Source organism: Pseudomonas putida (assembly GCA_041071465.1).
GTDB lineage: Bacteria > Pseudomonadota > Gammaproteobacteria > Pseudomonadales > Pseudomonadaceae > Aquipseudomonas > Aquipseudomonas putida_P.
In genome coordinates this window covers 84,245-104,846 of the sequence record CP163498.1, presented here as the reverse complement: position 1 = coordinate 104,846, position 20,602 = coordinate 84,245, and the positions used below count along the sequence as shown (strand labels likewise).

Below are 20,602 nucleotides of genomic sequence, written 5' to 3'. Positions count from 1 at the left end.
GTTGTAGGATATTTCGCTTTAGCACGAGGCAACCCCTGGCAGGCGCTACGCGAACAACTCGTTCACCGCACGTGACGCTTCATCAATAGCCGCATGCGCATAGGCCTCCCAGGCCGCATCAGAGTTGGCTATGGCCACATTGCCGACCTTCTGGCGGGCGAGGTTCATCAGCTTTTCACTCTCTTCTTCGTCATCGAACAGGCTGTTGGCGAAGTACGAGTAACCGTGTGGCCAACGGTTGATGGTAATGGCCTGAACATCCTTGTGATAGTCAAAGCCGGCCGGCCCTAGCATGGCCTGTAGCTGGTCTCGCACCATGGCCTCCATCTGCTCGAAGTTCATGGCGTACAACTTGCTGCGGCCGACGCGGGCCTGGCTGCGAGCATCCATGCCCGCGTTGGGCGTGGTCGGTACGTAGACCATGTGCAAGCCTATGGGCTGGTCGGGGTCGCGTGGATGGCTGTAGCCGCCGATGTCCACCGGATAATCCAGCTTGACGCGGCTGTAGGGCTGGTTCGGTGCGTAGATTTCGTGCACACCCAATTTCATAAAGCTGTGCCAATTGCGAATCACCACTTTGGTGTACACCAGCGGGAACTTCACGTTCTGCGCCAAGGCGTGGGCCTGCTCGGCGGTGAGGTCGCGCAGCAGGTAGGGGATCATCATGTTGTAGCAGGCCAGTATGCAGTGCTTGCCGTGTACACGGTGCAGCTGGCCGGCCCGGCTGTAGCCGATGTCGACGCCACCGTTGCGGTTGCCGACGCTGACTGCGGTGCTGTTCAGGCGCAGGCGTACCGGGCTTTGTGCCACGTCCAGCCTGGCGTAATCGAAGGGCGCCAGGACAATGTCGTTCATGTCGTTGCCGGGTGCTACAGCGGGGATCAGGCTACGCACCAGTAGCCGTGCCAGCGAGGCGTTGCCGTCGGGGAAGTGATAGATGTAGGGCTCTTCCATTTCTGCTTTCAGCGCTTCGCTGACCGGCGCAAGGCCCATGGCGGCAAAGCCGGGGAAGCCCACGCCATAGGCGTCGGCGGCGGCCACGGCATCGATGCTCAGCGCGGAAAAGTCGTTGGTGCGGCTGAGGAAGTAGCGCGCTGCCGCTTCGCTCAGGCCGACGTCTTTGCGCAGGAAGTCCTGATAGCTGGTCTTGGCCAGATAGGCCTCTTTCTGTTCCAGGGTTTTGCCCGCCAGGTAGTCTCTGGGTGCTTCGTGCAGATCGATCAATGCCTGGCGGTCGGCCTCGGGCAGTGGGAAGTCGCCAATGAACGCACGCCAGCTGCGCGCGTTGAGTTTGTCCGGGGCAATGTCGTCGGCGACCATGGGCGTCGGATCGCCACTGACCAGCTTCGCTTCGCCGAAGCCGGCCTTGTCGAAGAATACGCCACGAGACAAGCTGAGGTTGGGGTAAAAGTTGCGGTCGAAGGCGGTCTGGAAGCGGTCCATGTCCACGTTCAGTCGTTTGAGCAGGCCGTTCACCGTAGCGCTGTAAAGGTGCTTGGGCGACTGGAAGGCTTCGCTGCCGCCGTAGCCAAGGATCATCTGGCTTCCCGCCTGGAATTCGTTGCGCTTGGCATGGCCGCCGAAGTCGTCGTGGTTCTCGATGATCAGCACGCGCGCGGTTGGGTGCTGCTGCCGATAGAACCAGGCTGCGGACAAGCCGCTGATGCCCGCGCCGACCACCACCAGATCGTACTGCTCCTCAATCTTCAGGCTGCTGGTGTCGAATACTTTCTTTTCCCAGCCCATCTGGTGCGCAACTTCGAATGCACCGGGGTGGCTGCCGCGCAGCCCGGTGAGGGCGGGCGGGTAGTAGCGGCCGGAAGGCGCGGCCTGGAGTATTTGCAATGGGGTGAGCCCGGCACCGATGGTGAGGGCTACGCCATTGAGGAAGTCGCGTCGAGTGATGGTCATGTCAGTGTCCTTACTGGGTAACCTTTGGTTTGCTCGAAGCGTAGTTGGGTATGGCTCAGGACCTTGGGGATTCTGTTTCAAAGCATTGGCGCATGACGTCCAGGTAACGCCTGGCGCCCAGGCCCAACGGCCGCGACTTTATCCAGATGATGTCCACCCACAAGCGCAGGCGGCTGGCCATGTTGTCAAAGCGTACCTCGGCCAGTGCGCCCGAAGCGATCAGCGGTTCAACCAGTGGCTGCGGCAGGTAGGCCCAGCCCAGCCCTGACTGCACCAGGTCCAGCGTGGCCAGGTAGCTGTCGGTCAGCCAGATGCGCCGCGACAGCACCATGCGCGGGTCTGACCCGGTGGCCTTGCCCGAGGCCACGATGATCTGCCGTTGTTCGGCGAAGGCCTCTTCAGGCAGAGGCGTACCGCTGTTTTGCCCGGCAGGATGGCGCGGTGAGGCGACGGCCACCAGCAATTGGCTGCCGGCTTCGAGGAATGACTCGCGCTCGTCGATGCCGGGCCGTTCGAACACCAGCGCCAACTGCACACTGCCGTCATGCAGCAGGCGAATGGCTTCGGTCTGGGTGGCGGAGCGCACTTCGATTTCCAGGCTGGGGAATTCCTGGGCGAGGACTTCCAGCGGCTGGCTCCAGCGGCCGGTCTGCAACTCGGGCGCCATGGCGATGGTCAGGCGTTTTTCCAGGCCCTTGTGCAATTGCAGGGCTTGGGCGTCGAGCAGGTTGAGTTGGCAGATCACCTGCCTGGCTTGGGGTTCCAGTGCCAGGGCGGCACTGGTGGGTAAGGCTTTGCGTGTGGCGCGGTCGAACAATGGCAGGTCCAGCTCCGCTTCCAGCTGGGCGATCGCCATGCTCACGGCCGAAGGTACACGGCCCAATTTGCGGGCGGCGGCGGAGAACGAGCCGGCATCCAGCACCGCGAGGAATATTGCCAGGGAGTCGCTGCTAAAGGCCATTGTCAGTAAACCTGATGATGATCATCTTTTATTGCTAGAAATTATGAACATTAATGCACATTCAGGACAGTCCCCTCATGGAGAAGCGCGTGCACAGACCAACCGCTTGGCATGTCACTCACTGGAGTACAGACCCGTTCAGCCTCGGTGCCTACAGTGCCCTGTTGCCTGGGGGGACGCCGCAGCATCGGAGTGCCTTGGGCCAAGTGCTGAACGAGCGCTTGGTCATTGCCGGAGAAGCCTGTAACGCCACTGCGCCGGCGATGACACATGGCGCTTGGGATGATGGGCTGCGTGCCGCCGAGGCAGCCTTGAGGGCCGGCGCGCGCAAGGTGATCGTGATTGGTGCGGGCTGTGCAGGCCTGGCCGCCGCGCAACGCTTGCGGGCGTGGGGTATCGATTGCACGGTGCTGGAGGCACGTGGGCGAACAGGTGGGCGCACGCACACGGTCGAGTTGGGCGGCGTGAAAGCGGATGAAGGTGCGGCATGGCTTCAGCATTTCGCCGAGAATCCATTGGCCGCCGTTGCGCAGCAACATGGGTTGGCTTGTGTCGAGACCGACTTCAGTTTCCCGCTTGCAGCAGCAAGCGGTGGAGAGTTGCCGGATGTCGACGCGGCCTGGGACGCCTTGACCCAGCAGCTTGACCGGCGACTGCCTTTGTCTGAGGCGATCAACCGCTACATGGCCACACTCGACCCTGTGCACGCGCGCGCCGCTCAGTTCGCCATCGACGCCAACCTTGTACTGGAAGCATGTTTGCCCGTGGAGCAACTGTCGGTCAGTGCCCTGGACGAGGAGGGTGTCGGGCATGGCGATTGGATGCTGCCAGGTGGTTACAGCGAGCTTGTCGACTTGCTGGCGAAGGATCTGGATATCCGTCTGAACACGCCGGTCACGCAGATAGACTGGTCGAGCGCGCGCGTCAAGGTGAACGATGAGGTATGCGATTTCTGCATTTGCACAGTCCCTGTAGGGGTATTGAAAGCGTTGCATTTCATTCCCGCGCTACCTGTAACTCAGCGACAAGCGCTGGCTCATCTGGGGATGGGCATGCTGGAAAAGGTGATTTTGCAGTTCGAAGAGCGCTGGTGGCCATGCTCACCCTCCGGCTACCTGCGCTGGTACGACGTACCTGCCAGCTGGGGCGAATGGCTTGACCTGACCGATGCCGTGGGCAAGCCTGCCATTGCCGGGCTGATTGCCGCCGATGCGATCGAGCGGCAGTTCAGTGGGCGTACTGATGAGCAGATTGCCATTGCAGCAACTGAGGCGTTGCAGGCGTGGGCCGCGGCGATTCGGTCCACGCCTTGATACTTACAGCCCTTCGCCCAGCACCCTGTCGATGCAGTCGACAAAGTAGTCCACACTCGCTCGGCTGGTGCACATCGGTGGCTTGATCTTGAGAATGTTCAGGTAGTCGCCGGTCGGTTGCATGAAGATGCCAAGGTCACGCAGCCGATTGCACAGCGTCATGGTTTCTTCGGTGGCCGGTTCCAGGGTTGCGCGGTCGCGCACCAGCTCCAGTCCCAGGTAGAAACCCGAGCCATGTGCCGCGCCGGCCAGCGGGTACTTGTCGACCAGGGCCTGCAGACGGGCCTTGAAGTAGCGCCCGGTGTCGCGGGCGTTGTCCCACAGGCCTTCCTCCTGCATCACGTCCAGTACCGCCATGCCTATGCGGCAGCTGACCGGGCTGCCACCGGCCGAGGAGAAGAAGTAACCCTCGGCCTCCAGCGCCTCGGCGATTTCACGGCGGGTGATGACCACGCCCAGCGGCTGGCCGTTGCCCATGCCCTTGGCCATGGTAATGATGTCGGGCACCACGCCTTGTTCTTCGAACCCCCAGAAGTACTCGCCCAGGCGGCCATAGCCCACCTGCACTTCGTCGGCGATGCACACGCCACCTCGGGCGCGGACCTTGGCATAGGCGTCGCGCAGGTAGCCTGCGGGCAACGAGATGCCGCCGGCATTGCCGTACACCGGTTCGCAGATGATACCCGCCAACTGGCGGCCTCGGGCGTCCAGGGCAGCCAGCTTGGCGTCGACGTCCTGCAGGTAGTCGGCGGCGCTGTCGGCACCGCGGAAACGCCCCCGGAACGTGTTCGGCGCCTCGACCGGGTGTACCCAGTCCGGGCGGGTTTCCAGGGCTTGCGGGTTGTCGGCGATGGAGGTGGAAATGGCATCGGTGGCCACCGACCAGCCGTGGTAGGCCTCCAGTACGCTGAGCAGGTCACGCCCGCCGCTGTAGGCCCAGGCCAGGCGAATCGCCAGGTCGTTGGCTTCGGTGCCGCTGTTGACCATGAAGACCCTGTCGAAACCGTCGGGGGCCAGGTCCAGCAGGCGTTCGGAGAATTCGGTGATCGCCGCGTAGTGGAAGCGTGAGTTGGTGTTCAGCAGCGACCACTGCCGCGCCGACTCGGCGGCCATGCGCGGGTGGCCGTGGCCCAGTACCGCGACATTGTTGAGCATGTCCAGGTACGAGCGGCCCTGCATGTCGATCAAGTAGTTGCGCCAGCCGCGCTCGATGTGTGGAGGTTGCGCGTAGTAGTGCTTCTGCGAGCGGGCGAAGCTGGCATCGCGGCGGGCCAATAGTGCTTGTGGGTCGGGCAGCGGACCGGCATCGCAATCGAAGCCTAGCAGCGCGGCTGGCGACGGGCACAGGGCCAGCCAGGCAGTAGCTTGGGACGGTGTGGCGAAGAACGACGGCTGGACGCCGTTGTCCAGGCACAATTGCACGCTGAGGAAGCCACAACTGCGGCCCAGGGACTGGCCTTTTTCTACGGCCTGGCCGTCTGCCGGAGCGTCCTCCAGGCCCTGCAGCCACAAAGCCCAGTGCGTGGTGCGCAGGCAGCCACGGCCGTCGCCATGGCGCTGCCAGATGCCGGTTTCCGGCGCCTGCACCTGGGAGCCGTTGGCCACGTGCAGCTCAACGCCGAGGGCGCAGGTGGCGGGCTCTTCAGGGCGATCAATATGGGTTTGCGAAAGGCGATATTGCCCGTGCAGGCTGCAGGCCGGAGCGGCCTGCAACGTCAGCAGGTGCTGGTCGAAACCGGGTTGCTCCCAGTTTCCGGCCTCGCAATATGTGCTGAGCACCCCCAGGTCTACCCGTGTTACAGCCTGCCCGGCCAGTTCGGGGAGCAAGGGGGCGCAACCGCTCAAGTCCGGCGCCTTGGGTTGCAGGCCCGCAGCCTGCAGGATAGCGGCTTCCATCAGCGCGAAAGGCACAGCGGTGGCGGTGTCGAAGATTTCCCATTCATGGGCGACGTTGTCGCGGGTGTATTGGTTGCCCGGGTCCACGGCAAGTTGTTGCGCGCTGCTCAGCACCAGCACTGCGGCGCGATTGAGCACCAGTGGCCAGAGGGCACGTACTTCGGCTTCGGTCAGTGGGTTGAGCGCCTGGTAGGCACTGATTGCCGGCAGGATCCGCAGCGGGTCGCCTCCGGCGTGGTGCAGCAGCGCCGCGCAAGTCACCGACAGGTCGGCGATGCGCCAGGTGTGCAGCAGGTCGCCGAAGTCGATCACCCCTTGCAACTGCCACTGGCGTTCGCCATCGCGGGCCCACACGGTGTTGTCGTCGGTGATGTCCAGGTGCACGGCCTGGCTTGGCAGTTGATTGACCAGGGGCGCCAGATGCTCGGCTGCCAGCTGGGTAGCCTGTTCGATGCGGGCGCGTTGCTCGGTATTCTGCAGCACGGGCAACAGGTGCTGGATCAGCGCCTGGGCATGTTGCGGGTCCCATTGCAGTGTGCGTGCAAGGCCGGGGTGGTCGAAGTCGACCAAGGCCTTGTCCAGCTTCGCGCAAAGCCCGCCCAGTTCAGCCATCAGACGTGGCGCCATGTGCTTGAGGCGGGTCAGCGGCTGACCTTCGATGTACTCGAGCAGGCGTATGCGCAGTGGTTGCCCGTCCAAGTCCAGTGTCAGCAACCCCTGGTCATCGAGGGCTGGGCGTACGGCCGGCACCGGCAAGCCCTGATTGCGCAGGAAGGCCAGGGCGGCGTGCTGCGCCTCCAGCTCCAGTTGCGCGTAGCTGCCATGGCAAGCCTTGAGTACAAAGCCGCCTTGTGGCGTGGTCACGCGGAAATTCAGGTCTTGCTGGCTGCCTAGCGCGGTCAGGTTGCCGGCAATGCCATAGTGCTTCTGTAGCACGGCGTGTGCCTGGGTTTCGCTGAGCGAAGGGCTGGGCAGGCCAGAACGCTGGATCAGCGTGGCCAGGGCAGGGGAGGCGGGCGGGTGCTGTGGGCTGGACATTAGGCTCTACCGTTGCTGCTGGGGGTTGACGGTGGAGAATTTATGCCCGATTCGGCTGACGATGGAAGACGATTGTTTTCAGAATTTCTGACAATTGGGGCTCAGCCAGTGACGCGCCTTAAGTCCGGCCCCGCCAACACGTCAGCTATTCAGGCGTTTGCGTGTTTCCTCATCGATTACTCGCCTCAGCGAGGCCAGGAACGGTATGGCATCGGTATAGCGTCGGCCATACTCAAGATTGAACGCATAGTCGAAACCGGGCGGGTTATCGCCTTGGGTGTGTTGCAGCAGGGTCTCGATTTTGTCCAAGGCCTTGACCACTTTGGCCTCTGGCGTACTGGCCGCTTCGTACTCATCGAACAAGCCAACGATGCTGTCCTGCATCGAGGGTTCCAGCATTGAAGTCATGGCAACCAGGTCCTGCCGCTCATTCGTCCCTTTGTCTGGAACCGCATGCGCTTGCGGCGCAGGTACATCACCACTCAGCGCTTCCCCAAGGTCATGGACCAGGCATAGCTTGAGCACCTTGCAGATATCGACATCACCCAGTTCTTGTTCGAACACCAGCGCCAGCAACGCCAGCCGCCAACTGTGCTCGGCGGTGCTTTCACGCCGGCCTGTCGAGGTGTGGGCACTGCGGGTTACGTTCTTGAGCTTTTCTGCCTGGCGCAGGAAGTCCAGTTTTCCATGAAGGTTGTGGTTTGGCATGGTGCGAGACCTCTGATTAGTGCAGAGGTAAATCTTCTGCTCGCCCTGGTCCTGCGTCCACGCATTAAATATGCGCGAGGGTTTCGACCAGCCTGGCGGTCGAGCCATCCGACAGGGTGAACCGCGTCCAACGGCATAGGCTGTGTTGGATGGGCACCAGTGCCGAGTCATTCGTGCCAGTAGTGAACTCCAGCGCCGGGGAGGCCTGGTTGTCGTGCCAGCCGATGCCTGCCAAGCGCTGTTCCTGGCTGGCGATTTCCTCTGTCGCGAATGGCCACAGCGAGACACCCAGCAAATCACTGATGGGCACACTGAACTCAGCTTCGCGGGAAGGCGAGCAGGCCAGCAGGCGGTGGGTAAGGTCGCACACCAAGTGCACCGGTTGCGAGCTGCCCGACACAAGGCGCGCCAACGCGTGATCCGCGGCGCTGCTGAGCTTGGCTTTGAGCAAGGCTTCGATACGCGCCCGTTGCTCGGGCTCGGCGTCCTGCGCGCCTGACTCCCAGCGAGAAATGGTCGACTGGCACACCCCGAACATCTGCGCGGCATGCAGCTGTTTGACCCGGTTCAACAGGCGCCAGTGCTTTAGCAGGGGGCCGATGGGGGTGCTGCGAAGTGAAGGTGAGGTATTCATTGCTACGAAGCCTCAACCTCCAGGAACGCCGCTTCCAGCAGCTGCCGCGTATACGGATGTTGCGGCGCATGGAATATCGCCTGCGCATCACCTTGTTCAACAACATGCCCATGTTTGATCACCATCAACTGGTGGCTCAGCGCCTTCACCACCGCCAGGTCATGGCTGATGAACAGGTACGTCAGGTTGTACTTCTGCTGCAGATTGCGTAGTAGCTCCACCACCTGCCGCTGCACCGTGCGGTCCAGCGCGGAGGTAGGCTCATCCAGCAGAATCAGCGCCGGCTTCAACACCAGCGCCCGGGCAATGGCAATACGCTGGCGCTGCCCACCGGAAAACTCATGCGGGTAGCGATGCCGAGTCCTTGGGTCTAGCCCCACTTCCTCCAGCGCCGCAATAATCGCCGTTTCCTGTTCCTGCGCGTTGCCAATACCGTGAATGCGCAGCCCTTCACCGACAATGTCCGCCACGCACATGCGCGGACTAAGGCTGCCGAATGGGTCCTGGAACACCACCTGCATCTCACGCCGCAGCGGGCGCACGGCTTTCTGGTTCAGCCCTTCGAGGTTCTGCCCATGGAAGCGAATGCCGCCCTGGCTGGAAATCAGCCGCAAGATCGCCAGGCCCAACGTGGACTTGCCCGACCCGGACTCGCCGACAATGCCCAGTGTCTGCCCCTGCGGCAAGCTGAAGTTGACCCCGTCCACCGCCTTCACATGGTCGACCGTACGCCGCAAAAAGCCCTTTTTGATCGGGAACCATACCTTGAGGTCATCCACCTCCAGCAGCGGCGCCCCGACCGGGTTGTGCGCTGGCAGCCCGCTGGGCTCGGCATTGATCAGCATCTGCGTGTAGTGGTGCTGCGGGGCGCTGAACAGTGTGGCGCATTCAGCCTGTTCCACGATCTGCCCGCGCTGCATCACGCACACGCGGTGGGCGATGCGGCGTACCAGGTTCAGGTCATGGCTGATCAGTAGCAGCGCCATGCCCAGGCGTGCCTGCAGTTCCTTGAGCAGGTCGAGAATCTTCAACTGCACGGTCACATCCAGCGCCGTGGTCGGTTCGTCGGCAATCAGCAGCTCCGGCTCGTTGGCCAACGCCATGGCAATCATCACCCGCTGGCGCTGCCCGCCAGACAGTTCGTGGGGCAGGGCCTTGAGGCGCTTGCGCGGCTCGGGGATGCCGACCAGCTCCAGCAGCTCCAGGGTGCGGGCAGTCGCTTCCTTGCCGGTCAGGCCCTTGTGCAGCAGGAGGATTTCGTTGATCTGCTTCTCGATGCAATGCAGCGGGTTCAGCGAGGTCATCGGCTCTTGGAAGATCATCGCAATGCGGTTGCCGCGAATGCGCTGCAGGGTCTTCTCGTTTTGCTGCAGCAGGTCCTTGCCCTCGTAGCGGATGCTGCCGCTGGGGTGACGGGCCAGCGGGTAGGGCAGCAGGCGCAGGATCGAGTGCGCGGTGACCGATTTGCCCGAGCCACTCTCGCCCACCAGGGCCAGTGTCTCGCCCTTGCGGATGTCGAAGCTGATGCCGTCCACCACCCGGTTGACCTGGTCGCCGGTGACAAACTCCACCGCCAGATCGCGCACTTCGATCAGGTTCTGTTCACTCATGTCACTTCCTCGGGTCGAAGGCATCGCGGGCGGATTCACCAATGAACACCAGTAGGCTCAGCATCAACGCCAGCACGGCAAAGGCGCTGATGCCCAACCATGGGGCCTGCAGGTTGGATTTGCCCTGGGCCACCAGCTCGCCCAGCGAGGGCGAGCCCGCGGGCAGGCCGAAGCCGAGGAAATCCAGGGCGGTGAGGGTGCCGATGGCGCCGGTGAGAATGAACGGCATGAAGGTCATGGTCGAGATCATGGCATTGGGCAGGATGTGCCGGTACATGATCGCGCCGTTGCGCATGCCTAGCGCGCGGGCGGCGCGTACGTATTCCAGGTTGCGCCCGCGCAGGAACTCGGCGCGTACCACGTCCACCAGGCTCATCCACGAAAACAGCAGCATGATGCCCAGCAGCCACCAGAAGTTTGGTTGCACGAAGCTGGCCAGGATGATCAGCAGGTACAGCACCGGCAGGCCCGACCAGACTTCCAGGAAGCGCTGCCCGGCCAGGTCGACCCAGCCGCCATAGAAGCCTTGCAAGGCGCCGGCGATGACGCCGACGATGGAGCTGGCCACGGTCAGGGTGAGGGCGAACAGTACCGAAATGCGGAAGCCGTAGATCACCCGTGCCAGCACGTCGCGGCCCTGGTCGTCGGTGCCCAGCCAGTTGTCCGCCGAGGGCGGCGCCGGGGCAGGTACGCGCAGGTCGTAGTTGATGCTTTGGTAGCTGAACGGGATGGGCGCCCACAGCACGAAGCTGTCTTTCTTGGCCAACAGCTCGCGGATGTAGGGGCTCTTGTAGTTGGCTTCCAGCGGGAATTCGCCGCCGAAGGTGGTTTCCGGGTAGCGCTTGAATGCCGGGAAATACCATTCGCCGTCGTAGCGCACAGCAACCGGTTTGTCGTTGGCGATCAGCTCGGCGCCCAGGCTCAAGCCGAACAGGACCAGGAACAGCCACAGCGACCACCAGCCACGGCGGTTGGCCTTGAAGCGCTCGAAGCGCCGGCGGTTGAGGGGGGACAAGGCCATGTCAGTGCTCCCGGCTGGCGAAGTCGATGCGTGGATCGACCAGGGTGTAGGTCAGGTCGCCGATCAGTTTCACCACCAGCCCCAGCAGGGTGAAGATGAACAGGGTGCCGAAGACCACCGGGTAGTCGCGGTTGATGGCCGCCTCGAAACTCATCAGGCCCAGGCCGTCAAGGCTGAAGATCACCTCGATCAGCAAGGAGCCGGTGAAGAAGATGCCGATGAACGCCGAGGGGAAACCGGCGATCACCAACAGCATGGCGTTGCGGAACACGTGGCCGTACAGCACCCGTGACCGGCTTAGGCCCTTGGCCTTGGCGGTGACCACGTATTGTTTGTTGATTTCGTCGAGGAAGCTGTTCTTGGTCAGCAGGGTCATGGTGGCGAAGTTGCCAATGACTAGCGCGGTGATCGGCAACACCAGGTGCCAGAAGTAATCCAGTACTTTACCGGTGGTACTCAGCTCATCGAAATTGTTGGAGGTGAGGCCACGCAGCGGGAACCAGTCGAAGTAGCTGCCGCCGGCGAACAGCACGATCAGCAGGATGGCGAACAGGAACGCCGGGATGGCGTAGCCGACGATGATCGCCGAACTGGTCCACACGTCGAAGTGGCTGCCATGGCGCACCGCCTTGGCGATGCCCAGCGGGATCGACACCAGGTACATGATCAGCGTGCTCCACAGCCCTAGCGAGATCGACACTGGCATCTTCTCCATGATCAGGTCGATGACCTTGGCATCGCGGAAGAAGCTGTCGCCAAAGTCGAGCTGGGCGTAGTTCTTGATCATGATCCACAGGCGCTCGGGCGGCGACTTGTCGAAGCCGTACATGCGCTCGATTTCAGCGATCAGCGCCGGGTCCAGGCCCTGTGCACCGCGGTAGTTGGAACCGGCAACGGAAACCTCGGCGCCGCCACCGGCGATGCGGCTGGTCGCGCCTTCGAAGCCTTCGAGCTTGGCGATCATCTGCTCGACCGGGCCGCCGGGGGCGGCCTGAACGATGATGAAGTTGATGATGAGGATGCCGAATAGGGTCGGGATGATCAGCAGCAGGCGGCGCAGGATGTAGGCCAGCATCTTAGTTGGCCTCGTCCGCAGGGGCTTCGCTGACCGCCGGGGTTACCCCGGGCTTGATCCACCAGGTATCGATGCCGATGTCGTACTTGGGCGACACTTTCGGATGGCCGATGTGGTTCCAGTAGGCCACGCGCCAGGTTTTGATATGCCAGTTGGGTATCACGTAGTAGCCCCACAGCAACACACGGTCGAGGGCGCGGCAGTGGTCGACCAGGCTCTGGCGCGAGTCGGCGTTGATCAGCTCTTCCACCAACTGGTCGATGGCCGGGTCGCGCAGGCCGATGAAGTTGCGGCTTCCGGGGTTGTCGGCGGCGGCACTTGACCAGAACTCGCGTTGTTCATTGCCCGGCGAGTTGGACTGCGGGTAGCCGCCGACGATCATGTCGTAGTCCCGAGATCGCAGGCGGGTAATGTATTGCGAAACATCGACCCGGCGGATGTTCAGCTCGATACCGAGGTCGGCGAGGTTGCGCTTGAACGGCAGCAGGATGCGCTCGAACTCGGTCTGCGCCAATAGAAACTCGATGCTTACCGGCTTGCCTTGGGCGTCGACCATCTTGTCGTCGACGATTTTCCAGCCGGCTTCCTGTAGCAGCTTGTAGGCCTGGCGCTGCTGCTCGCGGATCATCCCGCTGCCGTCGCTGACCGGGTTGTGGAAGGCCTCGGTAAATACCTGCTCGGGCACTTTGCCGCGCAATGGTTCGAGGATTTTAAACTCGCTGGGGCTGGGTAGGCCGTGGGCGGCCATTTCCGAATTGTCGAAGTAGCTGCCGGTGCGGGTGTAGGCGCCGTTGAACAGCTGCTTGTTGGTCCATTCGTAGTCCAGCAGCAGGCTCAGTGCCTGGCGCACACGCACATCCTGGAACACCGGGCGGCGGATATTGAAGATGAAACCCTGCATGCCGGTGGGGTTGCCGTTGGGCAGTTCTTCCTTGATCAGACGGCCGTCACGCACGGCGGGCACGTTGTAGGCGGTGGCCCAGTTCTTGGCGCTGACTTCCAGGGCATAGTCGAACGCGCCGGCCTTGAGTGCTTCCAGGGCGACAGTGGTGTCCCGGTAGGAGTCGAAGGTCATGACATCGAAATTATAGAAGCCACGGTTGATCGGCAGGTCTTTGGCCCAGTAATCCTTGACCCGCTCGTAACGCACCGAGCGCCCGGCTTTGACCTCGGCGACCTTGTACGGGCCGCTACCCAGCGGGATCTCCAGGTTGCCGCGGTTGAAGTCGCGGTTTTCGTACCAGTGTTTGGGCAGTACTGGCAATTGGCCGAGAATCAGCGGCAGCTCGCGGTTGTTGGTGTGCTTGAACTTGAACAGCACCTTCAGTGGGTCTTCGGCGACTACCTCGGCGACGTCGGCGTAGTACTGCCGGTACAGTGGGGCGCCGTCCTTGATCAGGGCGTTGAAGGTGAACACCACGTCGTCGGCGCGCATCGGGTGGCCGTCATGGAAGCGTGCTTCGGGGCGCAGGTAGAAGCGCACCCAGCTGTTGTCCGGGGCCTTTTCGATCTTGCCGGCGACCAGGCCGTACTCGGTGAACGGCTCATCCTGGCTCTGGCGCATCAGGGTGTCGTAGATGCTACCGATGTTCTCGGCCGCCACGCCTTTGTTGATGAACGGGTTGAGGCTGTCGAAGCCGCCAAAGCTGGACTGGCGGAAGGTGCCGCCCTTGGGCGCGTCCGGGTTGACGTAGTCGAAGTGCTTGAAGTTGGCGGGGTACTTGGGTGGCTCATCGTACAAGGTAAGCGCGTGTTGCGGTGCGGCCAGGGCGGGAAGGCTCAGGCAGGCGAGCAACAGGCTGCCTGCCAGCCGGCGCAGACGGTGCGTTGGCGTCATTGGGCTTTCTCCGAAGTCTTGATCCACCAGCTGTTCAGCCCAAGGGTGTAGGGCGGCGTGGTGACGAAGGCGAACCGGTTGCGGTAGGCCAGGCGGTGATTGTCGAGGTACCAGTTGGGGATCATGTAGTACTGCCATGAGAGCACGCGGTCCAGGGCACGGGCGGCGGCGACCTGGTCATCGCGGGTGCGGGCGGCGAGCAAGGTGTCGAGCAGGTGGTCGACCACCGGGTCCTTGACCCCAGCATAGTTCTTGCTGCCCTTGGTCGCGGCCTGGCTGGAATGGAAGTACAGCCATTGTTCGAGGCCGGGGCTCAGGGTTTGGTTCAGGGTCATCAGAATCATGTCGAAATCGAACTGGTCCAGGCGTTGTTTGTACTGGGCACGGTCCACGGTGCGCAAGCGCGCATCGATGCCGATGCTGGACAGATTTTCGACATAAGGTTGCAGGATGCGTTCAAGGTTGGGGTTTACCAGCAGCAGCTCCATGCGCAGTTGCTGGCCTTTGCTGTCGACCAGGCGCTGGCCGTTCAGCTTCCAGCCGGCCTCGGCGAGCAGGCCCAGGGCCTGGCGTAGGGTCTGGCGGCTGATGCCACGGCCATCGGTGTGGCTGACCTTGTAGGGTTCGCTGAACAGTTTGGCGGGCAACTGGTCCCGGAATGGCGCCAGCAGCAGCCACTCTTTGCCGGTGGGCAGGCCGCTGGCGGCGAATTCGCTGTTGGGGTAGTAGCTGGTTGAGCGGCGGTAGGCGCTGCTGAACAGTGCGCGGTTGGTCCATTCGAAGTCGAGCATCAGCCCCAACGCCTGGCGTACCCGCGGGTCGCTGAATGTGACCCGGCGGCTGTTCATGAACAGGCCCTGGGTTTGCGTGGGGATGCTGTGCGGGATTTGTGCTTTGATCACCTCGCCACGGCGCACGGCGGGGAAGTTGTAACCGTTGGCCCAGTTTTTTGCCTGGTGCTCGATGTAGATGTCGAATTCACCAGCCTTGAACGCTTCGAAGGCCACGGTGGCGTCGCGGTAGAACTCGTATTCCACCCGCTTGAAATTGTACTTGCCACGGTTGACCGCCAGGTCCTTGCCCCAGTAGTTCTTCACCCGTTCGAACACCAGCCGGCGCCCGGGTTGTACCTGGGTGATGCGGTAGGGGCCGCTGCCCAGGGGGGCTCGAAGGTGGTGGCCTTGAAGTCGCGCTTTTGCCAATAGTGTTTGGGCAGCACCGGCATTTCGCCCAGGCGCAGGATCAGCAGCGGGTTGCCGGCGCGTTTGAACACGAAGCGGATGCGCAGCGGGCCCAGGATGTCCACCCGTTGTACTTCCTGCAGGTTGGTGCGGTAGATCGGGTGGCCGTCCTTGAGCAGCGTGCGGTAGGAGAAGGCCACGTCGGCCGAGGTTATCGGCTGGCCGTCATGCCAGCGGGCTTCCGGGCGCAGGTTGAACACCACCCAGCTGCGGTCCTCGCTGTACTCCACCGAGCGGGCGATCAGGCCATAACTGGAGGTGGGCTCGTCACCGGACGGGTCGTACAGGCCGGTGCCGACCATCAGCGGCTCGTTAAGCTCGCTGATGCCGTACTGCTGGAAATTGGGCGTGGTTATAGGGCTCGACCCCTTGAAGGTGTAGGGGTTGAGGGTATCGAAGGTGCCAAAAGCCATGGCCCGCAAGGTGCCGCCCTTGGGCGCTTGCGGGTTGACCCAGTCGAAGTGGGTGAAGGTGGCTGGGTACTTGAGCGTGCCGAACTGCGCGTATCCGTGGCTTTCGCTCACCATCGCGGCTGCGGGAAAGCTCAAGGCCAGGCTGAGTGATAGCAGGAGGGGACGTATCAAGTCGGCATCCGATCCAGAGGCGTTGGGCTTTGACCGGGTACAGTAACAGCTTGGTGGGGTTGGAAAAAGAGAGGTTTTGAGGGAGGGGTTGGTGGTACAGGTCGGCGTGAGCGGCGTGGTACCTGTGGGAGCGGCCTTTTGTCGCGAAAGGGGCGCTTAGCGGCCCCAGGGTCTCAGCTTCGCAGCTTGCATTGCCGGGGCTGCGAAGCAGCCCTGTCGCGAAACAAGGCCGCCCCACAGGGCCGCGCAATGGCCCTGAGCGTTATATCAATGCGAGAGGTAGACGGTCAGGGTTTGGCCCGGCTTGAGGGCGTGGCCGCTGCGTGGGTTCCAGCGTTTGAGGTGCTGCATTTCCACGTTGAAGCGCTTGGCCACCAGGTACAGCGAGTCGCCCTTGCGTACCTTGTACTGGGTGGAGCGCTTGCCGGACGCCGCTACCCGGTTGCCGGCGGCGCTCGGTCCGCTGCCACCGCGAAGTGCCAGCACCTGGCCGGCACGCAGGTTGTTGCCGGACAGACGGTTCCAGCGTTTGATGTCATTGACCGAAACACGGTTGGCCTTGGCGATGGCGCCCAGGTTGTCGCCGCGTTTGACCCGGTAGCTGCGCGCGGCCACCGGTGCCTTGGCTTCGGCCACGGCGCGGGCGAACACGGCCTTGTTCGGTTGCAGGCTGACCAGCTGTTCTGGCTTGAGGTTGGACAGGCTGTCGCTCAGCAATTGCGCCTTGGCGGTCGGTACCAGCAACTGCTGCGGGCCGTCCACGGTCATGCGTTTCTTGAAGGCTGGGTTGAGTTGGATCAACTCGTCTTCGTCGATGTTGGCAAATGCCGCCACCCGCGACAGGTCGAGGCGGTCGTTGATGGCCACCGCTTCGAAATAGGGCTCGTTGGCGATCGGGTTCAGGTTCACGCCGTAGGCTTCAGGCGTGAGCACCACCTGCGACAGGGCCAGCAACTTGGGTACGTAGTCGCGGGTTTCCTGTGGCAGCGGCAGGTTCCAGTAGTCGGTTGGCAGCCCGAGCCGTTCGTTGCGTTCCATGGCGCGGCTGACCGTGCCTTCTCCGGCGTTGTAGGCGGCCAGGGCCAGCAGCCAGTCACCGTTGAACATGTCGTGCAGGCGGGTCAGGTAATCCAGCGCAGCGTTGGTCGACGCGGTGATGTCGCGGCGGCCATCGTAGAAGTTGGTCTGGCGCAGGTTGAAGTGACGGCCTGTGGCTGGCATGAACTGCCACATGCCGGCAGCACTGGCGCGTGAGTAGGCCATCGGGTTGTAGGCGCTTTCAATGGCGGGGAGCAGGGCCAGCTCCAGCGGCATGTCGCGTTCTTCAAGACGCTCGACGATGTAATGCAGGTAGAGGCTGCCACGCTCGCCAGCGCTTTCGATGAAGGTCGGGTTGCTGGCGAACCACAGGCGCTGTTGTTCGATGCGCGGGTTGACGTCGATGCTGTCCTGCAGGGCAAAGCCCTGGCGCATGCGCTCCCAGACATCCTGTGGTGCTTGCTCGGCCGGCTTGGCCAGCAGCGGTGAAGGTTTGTGCTTGATCCGCGCCTGGTAGTTGTGCGCGCGAACGCTTTCGGATTCGTCGAGCTGACGGGTGCTCTGGCAGCCCACCAAGGTGGCGGCCAGGGCCAGCGCACTGATTTGGGCCAGGCGCGTCAGGGCGACGGAATGAGAGGTTCTGCGGCTACGGGAAGACATCGGCTGACACAGGTATCCGGGCGAAAAATTTCGGCGATTCTAGAAACCGCTCCGGGCCTGGTCAACCTTTGACCATCACTTGCGATATATCTTGCGGTTATCAGAAGGTGTCCTTCCAAGACCTCAAGGCAGCAAAAACAGCGACATGCGAGGTGTTTGAATGTCCCTTCCATTCGTCTGCTTTTTGTTTAACTAATGTTTCAGAGGTACGTAAGAAGGGGTTGGTCAGACGCTCCAGGCCAATCGTTGATGGCAAGCTGATGCGATTTTCGGCGCGTAAACGGGTAACGTCCTCGAAGCGTTGCTGAACGTGCGTATTGGTCGGCTCTACCGCCTTGGCGAAGCGCAGGTTGCTGAGGGTATATTCGTGGGCGCAATACACTTCGGTCTGCTCTGGCAGTGCCGCCAGGCGGGCGAGGGCGGGCTGCATCTGTTCGGGTGTACCCTCGAACATGCGCCCGCAACCGGCGGCGAACAGTGTGTCGCCACTGAACAGAACGGGGGTTGGCGGCCCGTCGCTGAAGAAGGCAATGTGCCCCAGGGTGTGGCCGGGCACCGCCAGAACCTGGAAGGTCACGCCCAGCACGTCGACCTTGTCGCCTTCGTCCAGGGCCAGGTCGCGGGCGGGAATACGCTCGTTGGCGGGGCCGCAGACTCGCGCGCCGCTCAGTTGCTTCAGCCGTTCCACACCGCCGACGTGGTCGTTGTGGTGGTGGGTGACGAGGATGTCGCTCAGCACCCACTCCGGGTTGGCGGCCAGCCAGCGTTCCACCGGGGCGGCATCACCCGGATCGACCACCGCACAACGGCGTTTGGCAGTATCCTGTAACAACCAGATGTAGTTGTCGGAGAAAGCGGGGAGAGCATCGATCTGTATCATGGTGCGGATCCGATTCGCCTAGCGTGGCACATGAGGGCATCTTAGCCGCGATGGCGCGGTGGGAGAACCTTCGAGGGAGAGCGCAATGACCGACCAAGCCTTTGCCCAGGCCGACCCGGACTGGGTCGAGCTGATCAGCCTGGCCCGTGAGTGGTTCAATGGGCCACTCGGCCAGCTGATGCTCAAGGAGGAAGAAAAACTGCTGAAAGAAGAGCTTGGGCGCTTCTTCGGCGGTTACCTGGTGCACTACGGGCCTTGCGCCGAGCCGCCACCGAGCGCGCCCCAGGTGCAGCGCAACGTGCGCCTCGGCGCGCCGCTGCCTGGGGTGGAGATCGTCTGCGAGGAGCAGGCCTGGCCGCTGAGCGAGCATGCTGCCGACGTGGTCGTGCTGCAGCATGGCCTGGATTTCTGCCTGTCACCCCATGGCCTGCTGCGCGAGGCCGCCAGTGCCGTGCGCCCGGGCGGGCACCTGCTGATTGTCGGCATCAACCCGTGGAGCAGCTGGGGCATGCGCCATTTCTTCAGCCATGGCGCGCTGCGCAAGGCGCGCTGCATCTCGCCGTCGCGGGTGGGCGACTGGCTCAACCTGCTGGGCTTCGCGCTGGAGAAACGCCGCTTCGGGTGCTATCGTCCGCCGCTTGCTTCACCGGCCTGGCAGCAACGCCTGGAGGGCTGGGAACGGCTGGCCGGCGGTTGGCAGGGCTCCGGTGGCGGGGTGTACCTGCTGGTGGCGCGCAAGATGGTGGTAGGGTTGCGGCCACTGCGCCGGAGCGCCGCGAGCCGATGGGCAAATTCCTGCCGCTGCCACTGGCCAAGGTCAACCGCACGGCGGCCAACCCCGAAACTGACAAGCACTGAATTCAAGAGTGGTACATGAGCGATAGCGTCGAGATGTTTACTGATGGTGCCTGCAAGGGCAACCCAGGCCCTGGTGGCTGGGGCGTCCTGATGATCTACAAGGGCGTCGAGAAGGAACTGTGGGGCGGCGAACGTGAGACCACCAACAACCGCATGGAGCTGATGGCCGCGATTCAGGGCCTGATGTCGCTGAAGCGCGAATGCGAGGTGGTGCTGACCACCGACTCGCAGTACGTGATGAAGGGCATCAACGAGTGGATGGTGAACTGGAAGAAGCGCGGCTGGAAGACGGCGGCCAAGGAGCCGGTGAAGAACGCCGACCTGTGGCAGCAGCTTGATGAGCAGGTCAACCGCCACAAGGTGACCTGGAAGTGGGTGCGCGGCCACATCGGCCACCCCGGCAACGAGCGCGCCGACCAGCTGGCCAACCGTGGGGTCGATGAGGTACGCGCCCAGCGTTGAGCTGGGGTACAATCGCGGCCTTCGTAACTGATGCAAGTTGGAGCGCCCCGCGTGGAGCAGCAGCAAGATAAACGGTTCGTCATTCTCGATACCGAAACCACGGGTATGCCAGTTGGCGAAGGCCACCGGATCATCGAGATCGGCTGTGTCGAGGTCATCGGCCGGCGTCTGACCGGGCGGCACTTCCACGTCTACCTGCAGCCAGACCGCGAGAGTGACGAGGGCGCGATCAACGTCCACGGTATCACCGATGCCTTCCTGGTCGGCAAGCCACGCTTTGGCGATGTCGCCGAGGAGTTCTTCGAATTCATCCAGGGCGCCACGCTGGTCATCCACAACGCGGCGTTCGACGTTGGCTTCATCAACAACGAATTTGCCTTGATTGGCCAGCAGGACCGCGCCGACGTTTCGCAGCACTGCACCATCCTCGATACCCTGCTGCTGGCACGTTCGCGCCATCCGGGGCAGCGCAACAGCCTGGATGCGCTGTGCAAACGCTACGACATCGACAACTCCGGCCGTGAACTGCACGGTGCGCTGCTCGACTCGGAACTGCTGGCAGACGTTTACCTGGCCATGACCGGTGGCCAGACCAGCCTGTCGTTGGCTGGGCATGGCGCAGACGCCGAGGGTGAAGGGAGTGAGGCTGGCGGCAGCGAGATCCGCCGTATTACCGGGCGTACGCCGGGGCGGGTGATCATGGCCAGTGCCGAGGAACTGGAGGCACATGCCGAGCGCCTGGCGGCCATCGCCAAGTCGGCGGGTGGGCCTTCGATGTGGCAGGCCTTGACCGAGACGCCAGCGGGCTGATCGTTCGGCTGCCCCGGTCTGTTCGCGGGCACTGACAACACAGGTTCTACTACCCTGAGAAGGAC

The 20,602-nt window shown here is 62.9% G+C and carries 14 protein-coding genes and 2 pseudogenes; 4 read left to right on the top strand and 12 right to left on the bottom strand.

Annotation, left to right across the window (positions count from 1 at the left end; genetic code table 11):
- Positions 1 to 45: 45 nt before the first annotated feature.
- Positions 46 to 1,911: an FAD-dependent oxidoreductase gene (locus tag AB5975_00480; GenBank protein ID XDR20489.1), complete on the bottom strand. Its 1,866-nt coding sequence runs from the start codon at positions 1,909 to 1,911 to the stop codon at positions 46 to 48.
- A 55-nt stretch (positions 1,912 to 1,966) separates the two neighbouring features.
- Positions 1,967 to 2,872 carry a LysR family transcriptional regulator gene (locus tag AB5975_00475; GenBank protein ID XDR20488.1) on the bottom strand — a complete coding sequence of 302 codons (906 nt, stop codon included), beginning with the start codon at positions 2,870 to 2,872 and terminating at the stop codon, positions 1,967 to 1,969.
- A gap of 77 nt (positions 2,873 to 2,949) precedes the next feature.
- On the opposite strand from AB5975_00475, the gene AB5975_00470 reads away from it, so the two are divergent.
- Positions 2,950 to 4,185, top strand: a complete 1,236-nt coding sequence (locus AB5975_00470; GenBank protein XDR20487.1) for an FAD-dependent oxidoreductase — start codon at positions 2,950 to 2,952, stop codon at positions 4,183 to 4,185.
- A gap of 3 nt (positions 4,186 to 4,188) precedes the next feature.
- On the opposite strand, the gene AB5975_00465 is transcribed toward AB5975_00470, so the two are convergent.
- The 10 genes and pseudogenes from AB5975_00465 to gloB form a co-directional block, all read right to left on the bottom strand.
- Positions 4,189 to 7,119: an aminotransferase gene (locus AB5975_00465; protein ID XDR20486.1), complete on the bottom strand. Its 2,931-nt coding sequence runs from the start codon at positions 7,117 to 7,119 to the stop codon at positions 4,189 to 4,191.
- A 141-nt stretch (positions 7,120 to 7,260) separates the two neighbouring features.
- The gene (locus AB5975_00460; GenBank protein XDR20485.1) at positions 7,261 to 7,827 is read right to left on the bottom strand and encodes an HD family hydrolase; all 567 of its coding nucleotides are present in this window, start codon (positions 7,825 to 7,827) and stop codon (positions 7,261 to 7,263) included.
- Between the two features lie 64 nt (positions 7,828 to 7,891).
- The gene (locus AB5975_00455) at positions 7,892 to 8,461 is read right to left on the bottom strand and encodes a helix-turn-helix domain-containing protein (protein ID XDR20484.1); all 570 of its coding nucleotides are present in this window, start codon (positions 8,459 to 8,461) and stop codon (positions 7,892 to 7,894) included.
- A gap of 2 nt (positions 8,462 to 8,463) precedes the next feature.
- Complete coding sequence (locus AB5975_00450; GenBank protein ID XDR20483.1) at positions 8,464 to 10,071, bottom strand: ABC transporter ATP-binding protein; 1,608 nt, start codon at positions 10,069 to 10,071, stop codon at positions 8,464 to 8,466.
- Position 10,072: 1 nt separating this feature from the next.
- Complete coding sequence (locus AB5975_00445) at positions 10,073 to 11,092, bottom strand: ABC transporter permease (protein XDR20482.1); 1,020 nt, start codon at positions 11,090 to 11,092, stop codon at positions 10,073 to 10,075.
- A 1-nt stretch (position 11,093) separates the two neighbouring features.
- Positions 11,094 to 12,167: a microcin C ABC transporter permease YejB gene (locus tag AB5975_00440; protein XDR20481.1), complete on the bottom strand. Its 1,074-nt coding sequence runs from the start codon at positions 12,165 to 12,167 to the stop codon at positions 11,094 to 11,096.
- A 1-nt stretch (position 12,168) separates the two neighbouring features.
- A complete protein-coding gene (locus AB5975_00435; protein XDR20480.1) occupies positions 12,169 to 14,004 on the bottom strand; it encodes an extracellular solute-binding protein in 1,836 nt (611 codons plus the stop codon).
- A pseudogene (locus AB5975_00430) lies at positions 14,001 to 15,547 on the bottom strand (extracellular solute-binding protein). The gene AB5975_00435 and the pseudogene AB5975_00430 overlap by 4 nt, the downstream one beginning before the upstream one ends.
- Positions 15,548 to 16,096: 549 nt before the next feature.
- Positions 16,097 to 17,527 carry a LysM peptidoglycan-binding domain-containing protein gene (locus AB5975_00425; GenBank protein XDR20479.1) on the bottom strand — a complete coding sequence of 477 codons (1,431 nt, stop codon included), beginning with the start codon at positions 17,525 to 17,527 and terminating at the stop codon, positions 16,097 to 16,099.
- A 100-nt stretch (positions 17,528 to 17,627) separates the two neighbouring features.
- A complete protein-coding gene (gloB, locus tag AB5975_00420) occupies positions 17,628 to 18,407 on the bottom strand; it encodes a hydroxyacylglutathione hydrolase (protein XDR20478.1) in 780 nt (259 codons plus the stop codon).
- 85 nt (positions 18,408 to 18,492) lie between these two features.
- On the opposite strand from gloB, the pseudogene AB5975_00415 reads away from it, so the two are divergent.
- The 3 genes and pseudogenes from AB5975_00415 to dnaQ all read left to right on the top strand — a co-directional run bounded on the left by AB5975_00415 (position 18,493) and on the right by dnaQ (position 20,537).
- Positions 18,493 to 19,265: pseudogene (locus AB5975_00415) on the top strand (class I SAM-dependent methyltransferase).
- Positions 19,266 to 19,280: 15 nt separating this feature from the next.
- Positions 19,281 to 19,727, top strand: a complete 447-nt coding sequence (gene rnhA, locus AB5975_00410; protein ID XDR20477.1) for a ribonuclease HI — start codon at positions 19,281 to 19,283, stop codon at positions 19,725 to 19,727.
- Positions 19,728 to 19,778: 51 nt separating this feature from the next.
- Positions 19,779 to 20,537 carry a DNA polymerase III subunit epsilon gene (dnaQ, locus tag AB5975_00405; GenBank protein XDR20476.1) on the top strand — a complete coding sequence of 253 codons (759 nt, stop codon included), beginning with the start codon at positions 19,779 to 19,781 and terminating at the stop codon, positions 20,535 to 20,537.
- Positions 20,538 to 20,602: the final 65 nt, after the last annotated feature.